This window comes from Roseateles sp. GW821-FHT09H10 (assembly GCF_059415865.1).
This window is the reverse complement of the sequence record NZ_JBWKOB010000005.1, coordinates 153121-170957: the sequence shown is the minus strand read 5'-3', so window position 1 is coordinate 170957 and position 17837 is coordinate 153121. Positions and strand designations below refer to the sequence as shown.

Annotated in this window: 16 protein-coding genes and 7 tRNA genes; 19 read left to right on the top strand and 4 right to left on the bottom strand. The window is 66.6% G+C overall.

The genetic code is table 11. From position 1 onward, the window contains the following. The first annotated feature begins 186 nt into the window (after window positions 1-186). From AC07OY_RS22035 to AC07OY_RS21950, 18 genes are all read left to right on the top strand, one after another. Window positions 187-2697, top strand: a complete 2511-nt coding sequence (locus AC07OY_RS22035) for a motility hub landmark protein FimV (protein WP_495044718.1) — start codon at window positions 187-189, stop codon at window positions 2695-2697. A 56-nt stretch (window positions 2698-2753) separates the two neighbouring features. Then, the gene (truA, locus tag AC07OY_RS22030; protein WP_495044717.1) at window positions 2754-3536 is read left to right on the top strand and encodes a tRNA pseudouridine(38-40) synthase TruA; all 783 of its coding nucleotides are present in this window, start codon (window positions 2754-2756) and stop codon (window positions 3534-3536) included. Continuing rightward, window positions 3533-4162 (top strand): phosphoribosylanthranilate isomerase, encoded by a 630-nt coding sequence (locus tag AC07OY_RS22025; RefSeq protein ID WP_495044716.1) that lies wholly within the window; start codon window positions 3533-3535, stop codon window positions 4160-4162. The genes truA and AC07OY_RS22025 overlap by 4 nt, the downstream gene beginning before the upstream one ends. 9 nt (window positions 4163-4171) lie before the next feature. Beyond that, entirely contained in the window at window positions 4172-5425 is a 1254-nt protein-coding gene (trpB, locus tag AC07OY_RS22020; protein WP_495044715.1) for a tryptophan synthase subunit beta, read from the top strand. Next, window positions 5422-6222, top strand: coding sequence for a tryptophan synthase subunit alpha (trpA, locus tag AC07OY_RS22015; RefSeq protein WP_495044714.1), 801 nt, complete (start codon window positions 5422-5424; stop codon window positions 6220-6222). Before trpB ends, trpA begins: the two co-directional genes overlap by 4 nt. 3 nt (window positions 6223-6225) lie before the next feature. Further along, window positions 6226-7098 carry an acetyl-CoA carboxylase, carboxyltransferase subunit beta gene (accD, locus tag AC07OY_RS22010; protein WP_495044713.1) on the top strand — a complete coding sequence of 291 codons (873 nt, stop codon included), beginning with the start codon at window positions 6226-6228 and terminating at the stop codon, window positions 7096-7098. Window positions 7099-7160: 62 nt separating this feature from the next. Next, entirely contained in the window at window positions 7161-8471 is a 1311-nt protein-coding gene (gene folC, locus AC07OY_RS22005; protein ID WP_495044712.1) for a bifunctional tetrahydrofolate synthase/dihydrofolate synthase, read from the top strand. Window positions 8472-8485: 14 nt separating this feature from the next. After that, complete coding sequence (locus AC07OY_RS22000) at window positions 8486-9235, top strand: SPOR domain-containing protein (protein WP_495044711.1); 750 nt, start codon at window positions 8486-8488, stop codon at window positions 9233-9235. A gap of 6 nt (window positions 9236-9241) precedes the next feature. Continuing rightward, window positions 9242-9784 carry a CvpA family protein gene (locus AC07OY_RS21995; RefSeq protein ID WP_495044710.1) on the top strand — a complete coding sequence of 181 codons (543 nt, stop codon included), beginning with the start codon at window positions 9242-9244 and terminating at the stop codon, window positions 9782-9784. An 11-nt stretch (window positions 9785-9795) separates the two neighbouring features. Beyond that, entirely contained in the window at window positions 9796-11307 is a 1512-nt protein-coding gene (purF, locus tag AC07OY_RS21990; RefSeq protein ID WP_495044709.1) for an amidophosphoribosyltransferase, read from the top strand. 4 nt (window positions 11308-11311) lie between these two features. Beyond that, window positions 11312-12532, top strand: a complete 1221-nt coding sequence (locus AC07OY_RS21985) for an O-succinylhomoserine sulfhydrylase (RefSeq protein WP_495044708.1) — start codon at window positions 11312-11314, stop codon at window positions 12530-12532. Then, window positions 12529-13929 (top strand): glutamate--tRNA ligase, encoded by a 1401-nt coding sequence (gltX, locus tag AC07OY_RS21980; RefSeq protein ID WP_495044707.1) that lies wholly within the window; start codon window positions 12529-12531, stop codon window positions 13927-13929. Before AC07OY_RS21985 ends, gltX begins: the two co-directional genes overlap by 4 nt. 77 nt (window positions 13930-14006) lie before the next feature. After that, window positions 14007-14082, top strand: a tRNA-Ala gene (locus tag AC07OY_RS21975). Window positions 14083-14133: 51 nt separating this feature from the next. Further along, a tRNA-Glu gene (locus AC07OY_RS21970) sits at window positions 14134-14209 on the top strand. 105 nt (window positions 14210-14314) lie between these two features. Next, window positions 14315-14391, top strand: a tRNA-Asp gene (locus AC07OY_RS21965). 72 nt (window positions 14392-14463) lie between these two features. Then, window positions 14464-14539 (top strand) — tRNA-Ala (locus AC07OY_RS21960). Between the two features lie 39 nt (window positions 14540-14578). Then, window positions 14579-14654, top strand: a tRNA-Glu gene (locus AC07OY_RS21955). Window positions 14655-14759: 105 nt separating this feature from the next. Further along, window positions 14760-14836, top strand: a tRNA-Asp gene (locus AC07OY_RS21950). A 53-nt stretch (window positions 14837-14889) separates the two neighbouring features. On the opposite strand, the gene AC07OY_RS21945 is transcribed toward AC07OY_RS21950, so the two are convergent. The 3 genes from AC07OY_RS21945 to AC07OY_RS21935 form a co-directional block, all read right to left on the bottom strand. Beyond that, window positions 14890-15114, bottom strand: coding sequence for a hypothetical protein (locus AC07OY_RS21945; RefSeq protein ID WP_495044705.1), 225 nt, complete (start codon window positions 15112-15114; stop codon window positions 14890-14892). 203 nt (window positions 15115-15317) lie between these two features. Continuing rightward, window positions 15318-15408: transfer RNA gene (locus AC07OY_RS21940), tRNA-Ser, on the bottom strand. A 52-nt stretch (window positions 15409-15460) separates the two neighbouring features. After that, complete coding sequence (locus tag AC07OY_RS21935) at window positions 15461-15835, bottom strand: DUF4902 domain-containing protein (RefSeq protein ID WP_495044704.1); 375 nt, start codon at window positions 15833-15835, stop codon at window positions 15461-15463. Window positions 15836-15913: 78 nt separating this feature from the next. On the opposite strand from AC07OY_RS21935, the gene AC07OY_RS21930 reads away from it, so the two are divergent. Then, entirely contained in the window at window positions 15914-16624 is a 711-nt protein-coding gene (locus AC07OY_RS21930; protein WP_495044703.1) for a helix-turn-helix transcriptional regulator, read from the top strand. A gap of 284 nt (window positions 16625-16908) precedes the next feature. Here AC07OY_RS21930 and AC07OY_RS21925 read toward each other — a convergent pair whose 3' ends face one another. Next, window positions 16909-17820: an SPFH domain-containing protein gene (locus AC07OY_RS21925; RefSeq protein WP_495044702.1), complete on the bottom strand. Its 912-nt coding sequence runs from the start codon at window positions 17818-17820 to the stop codon at window positions 16909-16911. Window positions 17821-17837: the final 17 nt, after the last annotated feature.

The window sequence follows — 17837 nt, the reverse complement described above, 5'->3', positions numbered from 1 at the left end:
TGCTTGATACCGTTGTGTTTTTGATTCGAAACTCGACGCAGGCCATATCGTGCAAACCAGCGTGCAGACCAGGTTCGTGCAGCGCTTGCTGAAGATCGAGACAGGCGGGGCCCATTGCCCCGCCTTGTTGCTTTGGGGAATGCCTTGAAAGACCACATCCGCGACGCACTCGAGGGAGTTCGACCCATGGGATTTGCTCGCCACCATCTCGCTCTCGCTGCTGCACTGCTTGTAGCCGGTAGTGGCGCGCAGGCACTGGGCCTGGGTCGGCTGAACGTGCAATCGGCCCTTGGCGAGACCATGCGCGCCGAGATCGACATCACCAGCCTCAGCTCCGAGGAGGCGGCCACGCTGAAAGTGCGCGTCGCGCCGCCCGAGTCGTATCGCGCCAGTGGCGTCGAATACAACTCGGTGCTCACCTCGACCCAGGTGCAGATCGTGCGCAACAACGGCCGGACCGTGTTGCGCGTGAGCAGCGACCGCTCGGTGCAGGAGCCGTTCGTCGATGTCATCCTCGAGCTGACCTGGTCGAGTGGTCGCCTGGTGCGCGAATACACGCTGCTGTTCGATCCGCCGAGCCTGCCCAAGCCCGCCCCCGTCATCACCGCGCCGCCGGCCGTTGCAGCCGCGCCCGCGCCCGCCACGGCGGCCTCCAGTGAGGCCGTGCCGGCACCGGCGCCGGCCGTCACGACGGCCCTGCCGCGCAATGGTTCCGCGCCGGCTCCCGCGCCCGTCGCAGCGGCCCGTCCGCCTGCCGCAGCGCCGGTGGCTGTCCGCCCGCCCGTCACCGCGGCTTCCGAGTACGCCGTGCGCCCGGGCGATTCGCTGTCCAAGGTCGCGGCCCGCACCCAGGTCAGCGGCATCTCGCTGGACCAGATGCTGGTCGGCCTGTTCCGCAACAACCCCGACGCCTTCATTGACGGCAACATGAACCTGCTGAAGGCGGGCAGCGTGTTGCAGGTGCCTTCCAGCGAGTCCCTGGCCACCGTGCCCGCGCCCGAAGCGCGCCGCATCATCCTGGCCCAGAGCGCCGATTTCTCGGCCTACCGCCAGCGCCTCGCCTCTGCCGCCCCGACGCTGCAGAACACCGAAAGCGAGCGCCAGTCCAAGGGCCAGGTGCAGGCCGCCGTCGAGGACCGCAAGCCCGCTGCCGCGCCGACGCCCGACAAGCTCACCCTCAGCAAGGCCGGCAGCAATGCCGCCAGTGCGGCCGAGGCCAAGCTGTCCAAGGACACTGAGAAGAAGGATGCCGCGGCCCGCGTGGCCGAGCTGACCCGCAATGTCGAGGAACTGAAGAAGCTCTCCAGCGCGGCCAAGCCCGCGCCCACGGCTTCCGCGGCGCCCGCCGCCGCGACGCCGGCGCCGGCTCCCGCATTGCCCGCGCCCGTCGTGGCCACGGCCGAGCCTGCTTCCGTCCCTGCATCGGCGCCGGTTGCGGCTGCCGCCAGTGCCGCCGCTTCCCGTCCCGCGCCGCGCGCCAGCGCCCCGCTGGCACCGCCGCCGGTTGCCGAGCCGCCGGGCTTCATTGAGCAGCTGCTCGACAGCCCCATCGTGCTGCCTCTGGCCGGTGTCCTGGTCGCCGTGCTCGGCGGCTTGGGCCTGTACCGCCTGCGTTCGCGCCGGCCGCCCAATGCGGCCGAGACCGGCTTCCACGAAAGCCGCCTGCAGCCCGATTCCTTCTTCGGTGGCACCGGTGGCCAGCGCGTCGACACGCGCGACGCACAGAACAGCGGGCAGTCGTCGATGAGCTATTCGCTCAGCCAGCTCGACGCCATCGGCGATGTGGATCCGGTCGCCGAGGCCGACGTCTACCTGGCCTATGGCCGCGATCTGCAGGCCGAGGAAATCCTCAAGGAAGCCCTGCGCGCCAACCCGACGCGCCTGGCCATCCGCCTGAAGCTGCTGGAGGTCTACGCCAAGCGCCGCGACACCAAGGGCTTCGAGCAACTGGCCGTGCAGCTCTACGCCGAGACCAAGGGTGCTGGCGAGGACTGGGCCAAGGCCCAGGAGCTGGGCCGTGGCATCGACCCGGACAATCCGCTCTACCAGCCCGGTGGCGCCCCTGCCCATGTGGAAGACGGCCCCGAGCTGCGTCCCGAGCCCATGAACGCCAGCACGCTGCCGCAGACGGCTCTGCCGAGCGGTGCCGCCGCCGCTGCCGCGGCCGCGGCTCATCTGGCCACCGACGCCATGCGCGGCGGCCCGGACACCGGACCGGTGAGCGGCTTCGACCTGGCCCTGGACCTGGACCTGGATGCGCCCGAGCCGGTCTCGCCGAACGCGATGGCCGCCACCCAGGCCATGCCGGCTTCCATCGAGCAGGCGCCGATGACGATGGATTTCGACATCTCCAGCCGTGGCACGCGCACCGCGCCGCCCGCGCCGGACCTGAGCTTCGACATCAGCAGCATGGGCAGCCTGTCGCCCGCGGCACCGGCCGAGGCGTCGACCGACCTGGACTTCGATCTCGGCGAGCCCACCCAGCCCGGCGAGACCAATCCGGACGTGCTCGGCCAGGCTCTGGATGCCCTGGGTGACGACGAGGGCGACCCGCTGATGCGCCAGCTCGAGCTGGCCGACGAGTTCCGCCAGATCGGCGACACCGAAGGCGCCCGAGAGGTGCTGCAGGAGCTGATCCAGCGCGCTTCCGGCCCGCTGCGCGACAAGGCGCAGGCCATGCTCAACGAGCTGCGCTGATCCCAGCCTCGATACTCAACGCCCGGCCTGGCCGGGCGTTTTTTATTTCCGAATCCATGAGAGTTGCACTTGGCGTGAGTTACCGCGGCGGCGGCTACAACGGCTGGCAGAGCCAGCCCAATGGCCGCACCGTGCAGGACGCCCTCGAGAAGGGCCTGTCCGCCTTCGCGGCCCAGCCCATCCGTACCCTCTGCGCCGGCCGTACCGACACCGGCGTGCATGGCATCAACCAGGTCATCCACTTCGACACCGAGGTCGAGCGCGAGCCCTTCTCCTGGGTGCGCGGCAGCAACCGCTATCTGCCGCCCGACATTGCGATCCAGTGGTGCCGCTTCCCGGGCGACAGCTTTCATGCGCGCAACTCCGCGCGCGGGCGGCGCTATGCCTATCTGCTGCTGGAGTCGGCCGTGCGGCCGGCCATCGAGTCCGGCCAATGCGGCTGGATCTTCCGGCCGCTGGAGCAAGCCGCATTGGAAGCGGCCGCCGAGCGCCTGATCGGCGAGCACGATTTCTCGTCCTTCCGGTCCTCCGAATGCCAGGCCGCGTCGCCCATCAAGACCCTGCGCGAGATCAAGGTGCAGCGCCGCGGCGTCTACTGGCGTTTCGAGTTCGAGGCCAGCGCCTTCCTGCATCACATGGTGCGCAACCTGATGGGCTGCATCCTGGCCGTCGGCAGCGGCACGCGCTCACCGGAGTGGGTCAGCGAGGTGCTGGCCGCGCGCGACCGCAAGGTGGCGGCGCCGACCTTTGCCCCTGACGGCCTCTACTTCCTCGGCCCGACCTACGATGCCGAGCTGGACATCCCGCGGCATGTCGCCGCCCTCGACTGGTTGCCATGACCCGAATCAAGATCTGCGGCCTGACGCGCGAGGCCGACGTCGAAGCTGCCGTCGAGGCCGGCGCCGACGCCATCGGCTTTGTCTTCTACGCCAAGAGCAAGCGCGCCGTGACACCGGAGCGCGCGAGGGCGCTGGCGCGCCTGCTGCCGCCCTTCGTGACGCCGGTCGGCCTCTTCGTCAATGCGACGGATGCCGAGTTGCAGGCGGGCTTGGAAGCATTGCCGAACATGCTTGTCCAGTTCCATGGCGACGAGACGCCGGCCGACTGCGAGCGGGTGCGCCGCCCCTATCTGCGCGCCGCTGCCATGGCGCCCGACCTGGACTTGGTAGACTTCAGTTCTCGTTTTTCCAGCGCCCAGGCCATCCTGCTCGACGCCCCCGTCGAAGGTTATGGCGGCGGCGGCAAGGTCTTCGATTGGTCACTCATTCCACCAAACGCAGCCTCTCACCTCGTTTTGTCTGGTGGGTTGAATGCAGCAAACGTCGGCGATGGCATCGCCCGGGTGCGGCCTTGGGCCGTTGATGTGAGTTCCGGCGTCGAGGTGTCCAAGGGCATCAAGAGCGCCGACCTGATTTACGAGTTCTGCAAAGCGGTGCGATGCGCCGATGCGGAACTGTCCCGATAGGGGAAGACCATGTTCCAGTACGACCAGCCCGACGCGACCGGGCATTTCCGCGCGCTCGGCCAGCCGACCTATGGCGGCAGCTTCGTCTCCGAGACCCTTGTCCACGCGCTGGACCAGTTGAAGGACGCCTACGCGCACTACCAGAACGATCCGGAGTTCCTCGCCGAGTTCAAGAAGGAGCTCAAGCACTTCGTCGGCCGACCCAGCCCCATCTATCACGCCGACCGCCTGAGCCGTGAACTCGGCGGCGCCCAGATCTATCTGAAGCGCGAGGACCTCAACCACACCGGCGCGCACAAGATCAACAACGTCATCGGCCAGGCCCTGCTCGCCAAGCGCATGGGCAAGCCGCGCGTCATCGCCGAGACCGGCGCCGGCCAGCATGGCGTGGCCACCGCCACCATCTGCGCCCGCTACGGCCTGGAATGCGTGGTCTACATGGGCAGCGAGGACGTCAAGCGCCAGAGCCCCAACGTCTACCGCATGAAGCTGCTCGGTGCGACCGTCGTGCCGGTGGAGAGCGGCAGCAAGACGCTGAAAGACGCGCTCAATGAGGCCATGCGCGACTGGGTCACCAATGTCGAGAACACCTTCTACATCATCGGCACCGTGGCCGGCCCGCATCCCTATCCGATGATGGTGCGCGACTTCCAGCGCATCATCGGCCTGGAGTGCCTGGAGCAGATGCCCGAGCTGGCCGGCCGCCAGCCGGATGCCGTCATCGCCTGCGTGGGCGGTGGCAGCAATGCCATCGGCATCTTCCATCCCTACATCCCGCATGAGAACGTGCGCCTGATCGGCGTCGAGGCCGAAGGGCAGGGCGTCGCCAGTGGCAAGCATGCCGCGACGCTGACGGCCGGCAGCCCCGGCGTGCTGCACGGCAACCGCACCTATCTGCTGCAGGACCAGGACGGCCAGATCATCGAGACGCACTCGATCTCCGCCGGCCTGGACTACCCTGGCGTCGGCCCCGAGCACGCCCATCTGAAGGACATCGGCCGCGCCGAGTACGTCGGCTGCACCGATGCCGACGCGCTGGCGGCCTTCCACCGGCTGTGCCGCACCGAGGGCATCATCCCCGCGCTCGAATCCAGCCATGCCGTTGCGCATGCCATCAAGCTCGCGCCGACGCTGGGGAAGGACAAGGTGCTGCTCGTCAACCTGTCCGGCCGTGGCGACAAGGACATCGGCACCGTCGCCGACCTTTCCGGCGCCGCCTATTTCGATCGCCCGTCGCAAGCCGGTGAAAAGGTGAAGCAATGAGCCGCATCACCGCCACCTTCGACCAGCTCAAGGCCGACGGCCGCAAGGCACTCATCCCCTTCGTCACCGCCGGTGACCCGCACCCGACGGCCACCGTCGACCTGCTGCTGGCCATGGCCGAGGCGGGTGCCGACGTCATCGAGCTGGGCGTGCCTTTCTCCGACCCCATGGCCGACGGCCCCGTCATCCAGCGCGCCGGCGAGCGGGCGCTGAAGAACGGCATCGGCCTGCGCAAGGTGCTTGCCTATGTTCGCGGCTTCCGCGCCCGCAACGACAAGACGCCGCTGGTGCTGATGGGCTACGCCAACCCGGTCGAGCGCTATGGCCTGGACGCCTTCGTGGCGGACGCGTCGGCTGCCGGCGTCGATGGCGTGCTCATCGTCGACTACCCGCCCGAGGAGTGCGAGGACTTCGCCGCCAAGCTGCGTGCCGCGAACATGGACGCCATCTTTCTGCTGGCGCCCACCTCCACCGAGGCCCGCATGGCCCAGGTCGGCAAGCTGGCCTGCGGCTATGTCTATTACGTGTCGTTGAAGGGCGTGACCGGGGCCGGCCACCTGAACACGGCCGCAGTGGCCGAGGCCGTGCCGCGTATCAAGCGGCACGTCAGCACGCCGGTGGGTGTCGGTTTCGGCATCCGCGACGGGGCGACGGCCAGGGCCGTTGCCGACGTTTCGGACGCGGTCGTCATCGGCTCCAAGCTGGTCGAACTGCTCGAGCGCCAGCCAGCCGATAATGTCGCCTTGACTGGCGCGGCCTTCATCCGTGAAATCCGCGCCGCACTCGACAAGGACTGAGACATGAGTTGGCTCGACAAACTCCTCCCGCCCAAGATCCAGCAAGGCGACCCCGCCGACCGCCGCACGGTGCCGGAAGGCCTGTGGATCAAGTGCCCGAGCTGCGAGACGGTGCTCTACAAGACCGACCTGGAGCAGAACATCAATGTCTGCCCCAAGTGCAGCTTCCATCACCGCATCGGCGCCCGCGCCCGCCTGGACGCCTTCCTCGACGGTGAAGGCCGCTACGAGATCGGCCAGGAGGTGCTGCCGGTCGACGCGCTGAAGTTCAAGGACAGCAAGAAGTACCCCGACCGCCTGAAGGAAGCGCTGGAGAACACCGGCGAGACCGATGCGCTGATCGTCATGGGCGGCGCCGTGATGAGCGTGCCCGTCGTCGCGGCCTGCTTCGAGTTCGACTTCATGGGCGGCTCCATGGGCTCCGTCGTCGGCGAGCGTTTCGTGCGCGGCGTCGAGACAGCCATCGAGCAGAAGACGCCCTTCATCTGCTTCACCGCCACCGGTGGTGCGCGCATGCAGGAAGGCCTGCTGAGCCTGATGCAGATGGCCAAGACCAACGCGTCGCTGACGCGCCTGGCCAAGGCCAAGTTGCCCTACATCAGCGTGCTGACCGACCCGACCATGGGCGGCGTGTCCGCCTCCTTCGCCTTCGTCGGCGACATCGTGCTGGCCGAACCCAAGGCCCTGATCGGCTTCGCCGGCCCGCGCGTCATCGAGAACACCGTGCGCGAGAAGCTGCCCGCCGGCTTCCAGCGCGCCGAGTTCCTGATGGAGAAGGGCGCCATCGACATGATCGTGGACCGCCGCCAGCTGCGCGAGACCATCGCCCGCCAGCTCGCCATGCTGCAGCGCCAGAGCGCGGACGCCGTCGCCTGACCGTCGCCCGTAGACATCCGAGCCAGGCCCAGTGCCTGGCTTTTGTTTTTTGCTGAACCGCCATGACGCTTGATGAATGGCTCGCCCACTGCGAGCGCCTGCATCCCAAGACCATCGACATGACGCTGGATCGCGTCAAGGCGGTGAAGGAGAAGCTCGGCATCGCTTTTGACTGCCCGACCATCGTCGTCGCCGGCACCAATGGCAAGGGATCGACCTGCGCCATGCTGGAGTCCATCGCGCTGCACGCCGGCTATCGCGTCGGCCTCTACATCAAGCCCCATCTGGTGCACTTCCAGGAGCGCTGCCGCGTGGCTGGCGCGCCGGTGGCGGCCGAGTCGCTGGAGCCTCATTTCGAGGCCGTCGAGGCCGCGCGCGGCGACATCACGCTGACGTACTTCGAATTCACGACGCTGGCCATCATGCGGCGCCTGCAGCATGAGCCCCTGGACCTGGTCATCCTGGAGGTGGGTCTGGGCGGGCGGCTGGACGCCGTCAACGTCATCGACGCTGATTGCGCCGTCATCACCAGCATCGATCTCGATCACACCGAATTCCTCGGCCCGGACCGCGAGAGCGTTGGCCGCGAGAAGGCCGGCATCATGCGCGCCGGCCGCCCCGTCGTCGTCAGCGACCCCATGCCGCCAACCTCGCTGGCTGCGCGCGCTGCCGAGGTGGGTGCGGATCTCCGCCAGCTGGGCCGCGACTTCACCTTCAGCGGTGACCGCACCCAGTGGCAATGGGCCGGGCGCAACAAACGCTTCTCCGGCATGGCCTATCCGGCCCTGCGCGGCGTCAACCAGTTGCTGAACGCCTCCGGCGTGCTGGCCGCCTTCGAGGCCCTGCATGAGCGCCTCCCCATCAGCGCCCAGGCCGTGCGCACCGGCCTGGCCCTGGTCGAGCTGCCGGGCCGCTTCCAGGTGCTGGCCGGCCAGCCGGCCGTGGTGCTGGATGTGGCTCACAACCCGCACGCGGTGGCGGCGCTGGCCCAGAACCTGGACCAGATGGGCTTCTTCCCGCGCACCCACGCCGTCTTTGGCGCCATGGCGGACAAGGACCTGGCGGGCATCCTGGGCAGGATCGCGCCACTGGTGGACGTCTGGCATTTCACCGACCTGCCGCTGCCGCGTGCAGCGACGGCCGAACAGCTCGAGACTGCCTTCCTGGCGGCCGGGCTGAAGACACCGGCCGGCGTCACGACCCACACCCACGCCAACCCCCTCGAGGCGCTGCATGCGGCGGCCGCCGGGGCGACCACGGCCGATAGAATCCTGGTCTTCGGATCCTTCTTCACCGTGGGCGGGGTGCTCCAACAGGGCCTGCCTCGCGTGACCGCCGGTGCCACAGCGCCCCAGCCTCCCACCCTCCACTGAGCCAGACGCCGCCGATGGGCCTGTTTTCCTTCCTCAAGCGCGATGACGCCGCCACTGCGGCGGCGCCCAAGAAGTCGGCTGGCAAGTCCGGCGCCAAGGCCCCTGCGGCCGAAGACGTGCAGGTGCTGCGCATCCGCGCCCGCCGCCGCCTCATCGGCGCCGCCGTGCTGGTGGCGGCCGGCGTCGTCGGCTTCCCGCTGATCTTCGAGACCCAGCCGCGGCCGATTCCGGTCGACCTGCCCATCGACATCCCGCGCAAGGAGACGGCCGTCCCGCTGACCGTGCCGACGCGCGAGCCGGTGTCGCAGGCAGAGCCGGCTTCAACGCCAACGCCAGCCCCGGCCGTCGCCGTGGCGAGCGCGCCTGCCGAGCCCGTGGTCGAGAAGCCGGTCGCTGAAAAGCCGCCCGTCAAGGTCGCCGAAAAGCCGGCGGAGAAGCCCGCCGAGAAACCCGCGGACAAACCCAGGACCGCCCATGACGGCGCCCGTGCCCAGGCCCTGCTGGAAGGCAAGGAGCCTGCAACGCAGGCCGCGGCCGCGCGCTTCATCGTGCAGGTCGGTGCCTACGGCGAGAACAAGGCCGCGCAGGAAGTCCGCGGCAAGGTGGAGAAGCTGGGTCTCAAGACCTATGCCCAGGCCGTCGACACGGCAGACGGCCGCCGCATCCGCGTGCGCCTGGGGCCCTTCGCCAGCCGCGACGAGGCCGAGCGCGCCGCGGCCAAGCTCAAGGGCGCCGGCCTGCCGGGCGCCATCCTGACGCTGTAGGCCACCATGGACGTCGCGCTCAGCTGGGTCGATCTTGCGTTGGCAGCCATGCTGCTGATCTCCATCGGCCTGGGCATCTGGCGCGGCCTCATCTTCGAGGTCATGTCACTGGCCGGCTGGGTGATCGCCTATTTCGCGGCCTCGCCACTGGCGCCCGTTGTCGAGGAGCTGCTGCCGCTCTCCTTCACCAGTCAGTTCGGCCCGGCGACCCTGCATGTGATCGCCCTCGTCCTCGCCTTCTTCCTGGTGCTCCTCGTCTGGAGCCTGGCCTCGCGGCTGGTGAAGATGCTGATCCATGCCACGCCGCTGTCCGCTGTGGACCGCCTCGGCGGCGCCGGCTTCGGCGCGCTGCGCGGCCTCTTCATCGCGCTGCTGCTGGTGCTCGTCATCGGCGCCTCGCCGCTGGCCGAATCCTCCACCTGGCGGGCCTCGCGCGCCGCGCCAATGCTGGCCGGCGTGCTGCAGGATGCCGCGCCGCTGCTGCCCGAACCCCTCGCCCGATTTATTTCCCGCTCGATGACCCCATCTGAAGCGGACGCTACTGACTAAGGACCCTCGCCATGTGCGGCATCGTCGGCGCTCTCGCTGCCTCTCCCGTCAATCAGCTCCTCTATGACGCGCTGCTGCTGCTGCAGCACCGCGGCCAGGACGCCGCCGGCATCGTCACGATGCAGGGCCAGAAGTGCTTCATGCACAAGGCGCGCGGCATGGTGCGCGACGTCTTCCGCACCCGCAATATGCGAGCCCTGCCGGGCACGATCGGCCTCGGCCAGGTGCGCTACCCGACGGCAGGCAATGCCTACAGCGAGGAAGAGGCCCAGCCCTTCTATGTCAACGCGCCCTTCGGCATCGTGCTGGTGCACAACGGCAACCTGACCAATGCGCTGTCGCTGAAGGATGAGCTCTTCGACATCGACCGCCGCCACATCAACACCGAGAGCGACACCGAGGTGCTGATCAATGTGCTGGCCCACGAGCTGGAGCTGGCCGCGCGCGACCTGCCGCTGACGCCCAAGGAGATCTTCTCCGCCGTGCGCGCCGTGCAGAAGCGCATCAAGGGCAGCTATGCCGTCATCGCGCTCATCGCTGGCCAGGGCCTGCTGGCCTTCCGCGACCCCTTCGGCATCCGCCCGCTGTGTTTTGGCCGCTCGGCCAACGGCGAGTTCATGGTGGCCAGCGAGAGCGTGGCGCTGGAGGGCACCGGCCACCAGCTGGAGCGCGACCTGGCGCCCGGCGAGGCCTTGTTCGTCGACATGACGGGCAAGCTGCACACCGAGCAGTGCAACGACAACCCGTCGCTCAACCCCTGCATGTTCGAGTTCGTCTACCTGGCCCGCCCGGACTCCGTGATGGACGGCATCTCGGTCTACCAGGCCCGGCTCAACATGGGCGAGACCCTGGCCCAGCGCGTCATCTCCACGATGCCGCCGAGCGACATCGACGTCGTCATCCCCATCCCCGAGAGCAGCCGCCCCTCGGCCATGCAGCTGGCCCACCGCATCGGCAAGCCCTATCGCGAGGGCTTCGTGAAGAACCGCTACGTCGGCCGCACCTTCATCATGCCGGGGCAGGGCGCGCGCAAGAAGAGCGTGCGCCAGAAGCTCAACGCCATTGGCCTGGAGTTCAAGGGCCGCAACGTGCTGCTGGTGGACGACTCCATCGTGCGCGGCACCACGTCCAAGGAAATCGTGCAGATGGCCCGCGAGGCCGGCGCGCGCAAGGTCTATCTGGCCTCGGCCGCGCCGCCGGTGCGTTTCCCCAATGTCTATGGCATCGACATGCCGACGGCCGAGGAGCTGATCGCCCACAACCGTTCCATCGAAGAGATCCGCGAATACATCGGCGCCGATGCGCTGATCTACCAGGACGTCGATGCGATGAAGCGCGTCGTCGCTGCGCTGCGCCCTGGCCTGGCCGGTTTCGAGGCGAGCTGCTTCGACGGCCACTACGTGACGGGCGACGTCAGCCTGGCCGACTTCCAGGCGATGCGCGAGCAGCGCACCAGCCAGTCCACCGAGGAAGACGCCGACTCACGCGGCCGCCTGGCCCTGCAGGGCGGCGGCGAAGGCTGAGCGAATGAGCGCAGAGCGACGCCTGCCCGACGGCCTGCGCCCCGAGACGCTGGCCGTTCGCACGTCGCTGGAGCCCAGCCAGCATGGCGAGAACTCCGAAGCCCTGTTCCTGACGACGGCCTACGTCCAGCCGGACGCCGAGACCTCGGCGCGCAAGTTCTCCAACTCCGAGGACTTCACCTACTCGCGCACCAGCAATCCGACGGTGCGCAGCCTGGAGGCCCGCCTGGCGGCTCTGGAGGGTACGGAGGGGGCCATCGCGACGTCCACCGGCATGAGCGCCATCCTGCTGCTGGGCATGGGCGTGCTGAAGGCCGGCGACCATGTGGTCTGCTCACGTTCGGTGTTCGGCTCGACGATCAACCTCTTTGCCAAGGAATTCGCCAAGTTCGGTGTCGAGACGACGTTCGTCTCGCAGACCGATCTGGGCGAATGGCGCGCGGCGGTCAAGACGACGACCCGTTTGCTCTTCGCCGAGACGCCGACCAACCCGCTGACCGAGGTCTGCGATATCCGTGCCCTGGCCGACATCGCCCACGGGGCCGGCGCCATCCTGGCCGTCGACAACACCTACTCGACGCCAGCCCTGCAGCGGCCGGCGGAGATGGGCGCCGACATCGTCATGCATTCGGCCACCAAATACATGGACGGCCAGGGCCGCGTGATGGCTGGAGCGCTGTGCGGGCCCAACCGGCTGATCCGCGATGTCTTCGGCCCCGTCCTTCGCACCGTAGGCATGACGCTGGCACCTTTCAACGCCTGGGTCGTGCTCAAGGGCTTGGAGACCCTGGCCCTGCGCATGAAGGCCCAGAGCGAACAGGCCCTTGCGGTGGCACGTTGGTTGGAAGCGCAGCCGGAGGTCGACCGCGTCTACTACCCGTCGCTGGCATCCCACCCCCAGCATGAGCTGGCCATGCGCCAGCAAAGCGGGCAGGGTGGGGCGGTGTTGTCCTTCGACCTGCGCGCCGACACCTCCGAGGCCGCCCGCGCGGCCGCCTTCCATGTCATCGACAGCACCCGCGTGCTGTCCATCGCCACCAATCTCGGCGATACCAAATCCATCATCACCCACCCCGCGACGACCTCGCATGGCCGCCTGACCGAGGAGCAGCGTCAAGCCGCTGGCATCGGGCAGGGTCTGATCCGCCTGGCCGTCGGCCTTGAGCATGTCGACGACATCACCGACGACCTGCTGCGTGGCCTTTCAACATTGACCATCCGATGAGTTCCTTCGACAAGATCCGCACGCGCATCGCGCCGTCCCCGACCGGCTTCCTGCACCTGGGTACGGCCCGCACCGCCCTGTATTCCTGGGCCTATGCCCGCCACCATGGCGGCGAGTTCGTGCTGCGTATCGAGGACACCGACGTCGCCCGCTCCACACAGGATTCGGTCGACCAGATCATCGCGGCGATGAACTGGCTGGGCCTGAGCTATGACGAGGGTCCGATCTACCAGATGCAGCGCCTGGACCGCTACCAGGCCGTCGTCGACCAGCTCATCAGCGAGGGCAAGGCCTATCGCTGCTATGCGACGCCCGAAGAGTTGACCGAGATGCGCGAGGCCCAGAAGGCCCGCGGCGAGAAGACCCTCTACGACCGCCGCTGGCGGCCCGAGCCCGGCAAGCTGCTGCCGACGCCTCCCGAGGGCGTGAAGCCGGTCATCCGCTTTGCCAACCCCGTCGAGGGCGACGTGAGCTGGGACGACCTGGTCAAGGGCACGATCACCATCAACAACCGCGAGATCGACGACCTCATCATCGCCCGCACGGATGGCGTGCCGACCTACAACTTTGCGGTCGTGGTGGACGACTGGGACATGCGCATCAGCCATGTCTTCCGCGGCGACGAACACATCAACAACACGCCCTGGCAGATCAACATCTTCAACGCCCTCGGCGCGCCGCTGCCGCGGTTCGGCCACCTGCCCATCATCCTGGGCGATGACGGCCAGAAGCTGTCCAAGCGCCGCGGCGCCGTCAGCGTGACCGCGTATGCCGACAGTGGCTATCTGCCCGAGGCGATGCTGAACTACCTGGCCCGCCTGGGCTGGAGCCACGGCGACGATGAGCTGTTCTCGGCCGAGCAGATGGTGGCCTGGTTCGACGGCTCCCACCTGTCCAAGAGCCCGGCCCAGTGGGACCCGGCCAAGCTGGACTGGGTCAATGCCCACTATCTGAAGCAGATGGACGAGGGCCGCCTGGCCGAACTCGCCGTCTCCCAGCTCCAAGCCAAGGGCATCGCAGCGACGCTCGAGCAGGTGCAGCCCAAGGTGGGCCTGTTCAAGGATCGTTGCGCAACCGCTGTCGCCCTGGCGGACTGGCTGGCCATGTACTTCGTGCCGGTCACGCCTTCTGCTGAAGACCTGGCGGCCCACATCACGGACGCGGTGCGTCCGGCGCTCGCGGCACTGGCCGAGCGCCTGTCCGCCCTGGCCGATTGGAACAAGGCCAGCATTCAGCAGGCCCTGAAGGAAACGCTGACCGCCACCGGTTTGAAGATGCCTCAGCTGGCCGTGCCGGTGCGCGTGCTGGTGTGCGGTCGTGCGCAAACTCCGAGCGTGGATGCCGTGCTCGAGCAGTTCGACAAGAAAAAAGTTCTCGAACGCTTGCAAGCGGCCTGATTTTCGTCATATACTCTTGGTCTCGCTTGAACAGCGCTGTTAACAACGAAGTCGGCAACGAACGAGTTGAAAACATCGGGGGTATAGCTCAGCTGGGAGAGCGCTTGCATGGCATGCAAGAGGTCAGCGGTTCGATCCCGCTTACCTCCACCAAATATCCTTCGGGAGTTTTGAGTGGCGCGCGGTTCAAGTCGTGAAGGATTAGTCCCCTTCGTCTAGAGGCCTAGGACACCACCCTTTCACGGTGATTACAGGGGTTCGAATCCCCTAGGGGACGCCAAAATTGCTTTGGCAATCCGTCGCAAGACGGGAATTCCTGTCGCAAGACAGGCAAGCTTGATGAGCTTGGATGTTGTCGAAAGACGGTATCGAATTCATCCCACGCGGAGTGGTAGTTCAGTTGGTTAGAATACCGGCCTGTCACGCCGGGGGTCGCGGGTTCGAGCCCCGTCCACTCCGCCAAGGATTCCATCGGGTCCGCCCGATAAAATGAACGGCCTTATTGGCCGTTTATTTTTTGCGACCGGTTTATCCGGGGGTATAGCTCAGCTGGGAGAGCGCTTGCATGGCATGCAAGAGGTCAGCGGTTCGATCCCGCTTACCTCCACCAAATTTCCAGGGATTTGGCGGGTCGCAGCGAAAATATAATGTCCCCTTCGTCTAGAGGCCTAGGACACCACCCTTTCACGGTGATTACAGGGGTTCGAATCCCCTAGGGGACGCCAAACTTGTTTGGCAATCCGTCGCAAGACGGGAAATTCCTGCCGCAAGGCAGGTGAGTTTGATGAGCTTGGATATTGTCGAAAGACGGTATCGAATTCATCCCACGCGGAGTGGTAGTTCAGTTGGTTAGAATACCGGCCTGTCACGCCGGGGGTCGCGGGTTCGAGCCCCGTCCACTCCGCCAAAAACAGCAATGCGCCGAAACCGTGAGGTTTCGGCGCATTTTCTTTTGTCTGGTCAGGAGACGAGGCCGCGTGCCGGAGCGGGTGCCGTGCCGGCATCGTCGTTGCCGCCGTTGCCATGTGCCTGGGGGCTGGCCGGGGCCGGGCGCTGCTCCGCCGGGGCGGCCCGTGGGGTTTCGGCGGGGCCGCGCTTGCCGCTGACCACAAGGCGGGCGAGCTTGACGACTTCACTGGCCTCAGCCGGCAGGCCGCCAACCAGCAGCCCGAAGCTCAGACTCAAGCACAACCACCCGTTTTTCACTCTTGGCATCTCCGACTCCAGCCTTGCTGGTTGGCAAGGCGCGGATTGAAGTGTTGAACAAGCTTGGGCGCTGAACCAGCGCCGCGCGACGAACTGCGTTTTCGAGGGGGTGAACTGCGGTCGACATCGATCAGTTCCCGGGCCGAAAAGCAAAACGGGCCCCTGAGGGGCCCGGTCATGCTTGGCGGAGAGGGCGGGATTCGAACCCGCGGTGGGCTATTAACCCACACACGCTTTCCAGGCGTGCGACTTAAACCGCTCATCCACCTCTCCTGCAAGCCTGCCATCATAACCCATCGCGGCACGCCCGAGATGAATCATTCGGTCAGTTGGCGCAACGCCAGTCCAGCGAAACGCGCCAGTCGAGTTGATGCACGACGTTGTTGAGGTGCAGCATGCGGCGCGAACGGGCGAGTTCGTGGCCATGCCCATCGATGAGGGCGACGTTGCAGAGGATGTTCATCGGATCGAAGAGCGCAACGACGTCGGGCTGGATCTCCGTCCATTCCCAGGCGATCTGGATGGCCTCGCCGTCGGCCAGCGCGGCCCAGACCTCCTGGCCGCATCTCAGCCCGGAGCGTGCATCGTGCACTCGGACGCTGCTGCCGATTTGACGCAGGTCGTGAGTCACCTTTTCAAACTCGTTTACAGTCTTAACGACCGTATCGCAGGCCATCAGTTGCCAGGCTGCCATCTGCATTCGGATCTCCCCGTCATTTGGATGGCTTGCAGTTTGCGTTCGTCGACGCCGTACTGCGCCTACCAACCCTAGTAGCGCATGAACCTCCAGCGGTACGAACAAGTCAGTCAAGCGGCAGATCTCACGTCTTTTCGACAGGGGCTGATCGACTTCGCCAACGATCTGGACTTCGGTCTGGTCGTTGGGCTGATGGTCGTCGAGCATCGCGGTCCAGGTGCCAAGACTGAGTACCACGCCGTCGGCAATACGCCTGATGCGTTCTTGGAGATCCAGAAAGACAACAGCTACGCACGGCGCGACCCTGTGCATCAGCGCTTGATGAACCTCACCAAGCCCTTGATCTATGACCAGGCCTTCTACGTCGAGGCCGGTGCTGGCGAGTTGTGGGAGATGTATGCGCCCTATGGCTACCGGACAGGCGTCGCTGTCGGCGTCCAGATGCCGGGCTATCGCCGACTTTTGCTTGGCGTCGACCGCGAAGACCCTCTGCCCAAGGATCCGATCAAGCTGAACAGGATGATTGCGGACCTTCAGTTGCTGGCCGTTCATGCCCAGGATGCTGCGGGCCGCTTGTGGGCGCCGAAGCGGGCGGCGGCGGTTGAGCTGCCGTCGCGTCAACTGGAGATCCTGAAACTGACAATGGAAGGCAAGAGTGCCTGGGTTGTCGGTAGCTTGCTGGGCATCAGCGAGAACACGGTGAACTACCACATGAAGCAGCTGTTCAAGTCGCTCGATGTGTCGACCAAGCACCAGGCGGTGCTGAAGGCGATGGAGCTGGGAATCATCTGACCGGACCTGCCCCCTACCAGGGTTTGTAGTTCACGGTTCTCGGCCTGTCCTACACACTGCGCGCCATCTCAACGCTGCTTGACGGATGGTGCAAATGGAAAAGTTTTCTTTTTGGGAAGTTGTCGCGGAACTGCTCGGCTTCCCCATCACGGGCAGCTGAGCACCTCCGAAGAAATCTTTAGGAAAAGCGACACCTCCATCGCTTTCGTTCGGCGCCCCCCGAACGTCTTGCGCCCGCGACCGCCCTAGTTCAGGGCCCTCGCGGGCTTTTTTGTGCCCGGGCCTCAGGGCCGCGTGCCGCCCTTCATCAGCGCCATGGCGGTGCCGATCAACCCGGAGACCTCGGTCATGTTGCCGGGCACGATCATCGTGTTGTTCTTCTGCGCAAGCTGGGCATAGGCGTCGACGGCCTTCTCGGCGACCTTGAGCTGCACGGCCTGATCCCCGCCCGGCTGCTGGATGGCAGCGGCGATCTTGCGGATGGCATCCGAGGTCGCGTCGGCCACGGCCGTGATTGCCGCGGCCTGGCCCTGGGCCTGGTTGATCTCCGCCTGCTTTTCGCCTTCCGAGCGCGCGATCGCCGCCTCGCGTTCACCGGTGGCGATGTTGATCTGCTCCTGGCGCCGGCCCTCTGAGGCCGCAATCAGCGCGCGTTTCTCGCGCTCGGCCGTGATCTGGGCCTGCATGGAATGCAGGATCGCGGGGGGCGGTGTCAGATCCTTGATTTCGTAGCGCAGCACCTTGACGCCCCAGTTCAAGGCGGCTTCGTCCAGGGCCTCGACGACCGAGGTATTGATGACGGCGCGCTCCTCGAAGGTGCGGTCCAACTCCATGCGGCCGATGACGGAGCGCAACGTCGTCTGTGCCAACTGTGTGATGGCGATGACATAGTTGCTCGCGCCATAGCTGGCGCGCATCGGATCGGTGACCTGGAAATAGAGGATGCCGTCGACGGTCAGCTGGGTATTGTCCTTGGTGATGCAGACCTGGCTGGGCACGTCGAGCGGAATCTCCTTCAGCGAGTGCTTGTAGGCCAGCCTGTCGACGAAGGGCACCAGGAAATTCAGGCCCGGGGTCAGCGTGGCGTGATAGCGCCCCAGCCGCTCGACCACCCAGGCATGCTGCTGGGGCACGACCTTGATCGAGCGCACGACGAAGATGGCGGCGATGACGAGGATGACGAGTGCGATTTCCATGAAGCCTCTCGGGCAGG

What these genes read in the sequence shown, in the direction of transcription:
- AC07OY_RS22035 (WP_495044718.1), top strand. Translation starts at nt 187, where the DNA reads ATGGGATTTGCTCGCCACCATCTCGCTCTCGCTGCTGCACTGCTTGTA.
- truA (WP_495044717.1), top strand. Translation starts at nt 2,754, where the DNA reads ATGAGAGTTGCACTTGGCGTGAGTTACCGCGGCGGCGGCTACAACGGC.
- AC07OY_RS22025 (WP_495044716.1), top strand. Translation starts at nt 3,533, where the DNA reads ATGACCCGAATCAAGATCTGCGGCCTGACGCGCGAGGCCGACGTCGAA.
- trpB (WP_495044715.1), top strand. Translation starts at nt 4,172, where the DNA reads ATGTTCCAGTACGACCAGCCCGACGCGACCGGGCATTTCCGCGCGCTC.
- trpA (WP_495044714.1), top strand. Translation starts at nt 5,422, where the DNA reads ATGAGCCGCATCACCGCCACCTTCGACCAGCTCAAGGCCGACGGCCGC.
- accD (WP_495044713.1), top strand. Translation starts at nt 6,226, where the DNA reads ATGAGTTGGCTCGACAAACTCCTCCCGCCCAAGATCCAGCAAGGCGAC.
- folC (WP_495044712.1), top strand. Translation starts at nt 7,161, where the DNA reads ATGACGCTTGATGAATGGCTCGCCCACTGCGAGCGCCTGCATCCCAAG.
- AC07OY_RS22000 (WP_495044711.1), top strand. Translation starts at nt 8,486, where the DNA reads ATGGGCCTGTTTTCCTTCCTCAAGCGCGATGACGCCGCCACTGCGGCG.
- AC07OY_RS21995 (WP_495044710.1), top strand. Translation starts at nt 9,242, where the DNA reads ATGGACGTCGCGCTCAGCTGGGTCGATCTTGCGTTGGCAGCCATGCTG.
- purF (WP_495044709.1), top strand. Translation starts at nt 9,796, where the DNA reads ATGTGCGGCATCGTCGGCGCTCTCGCTGCCTCTCCCGTCAATCAGCTC.
- AC07OY_RS21985 (WP_495044708.1), top strand. Translation starts at nt 11,312, where the DNA reads ATGAGCGCAGAGCGACGCCTGCCCGACGGCCTGCGCCCCGAGACGCTG.
- gltX (WP_495044707.1), top strand. Translation starts at nt 12,529, where the DNA reads ATGAGTTCCTTCGACAAGATCCGCACGCGCATCGCGCCGTCCCCGACC.
- AC07OY_RS21935 (WP_495044704.1), bottom strand. Translation starts at nt 15,835, where the DNA reads ATGCAGATGGCAGCCTGGCAACTGATGGCCTGCGATACGGTCGTTAAG.
- AC07OY_RS21930 (WP_495044703.1), top strand. Translation starts at nt 15,914, where the DNA reads ATGAACCTCCAGCGGTACGAACAAGTCAGTCAAGCGGCAGATCTCACG.
- AC07OY_RS21925 (WP_495044702.1), bottom strand. Translation starts at nt 17,820, where the DNA reads ATGGAAATCGCACTCGTCATCCTCGTCATCGCCGCCATCTTCGTCGTG.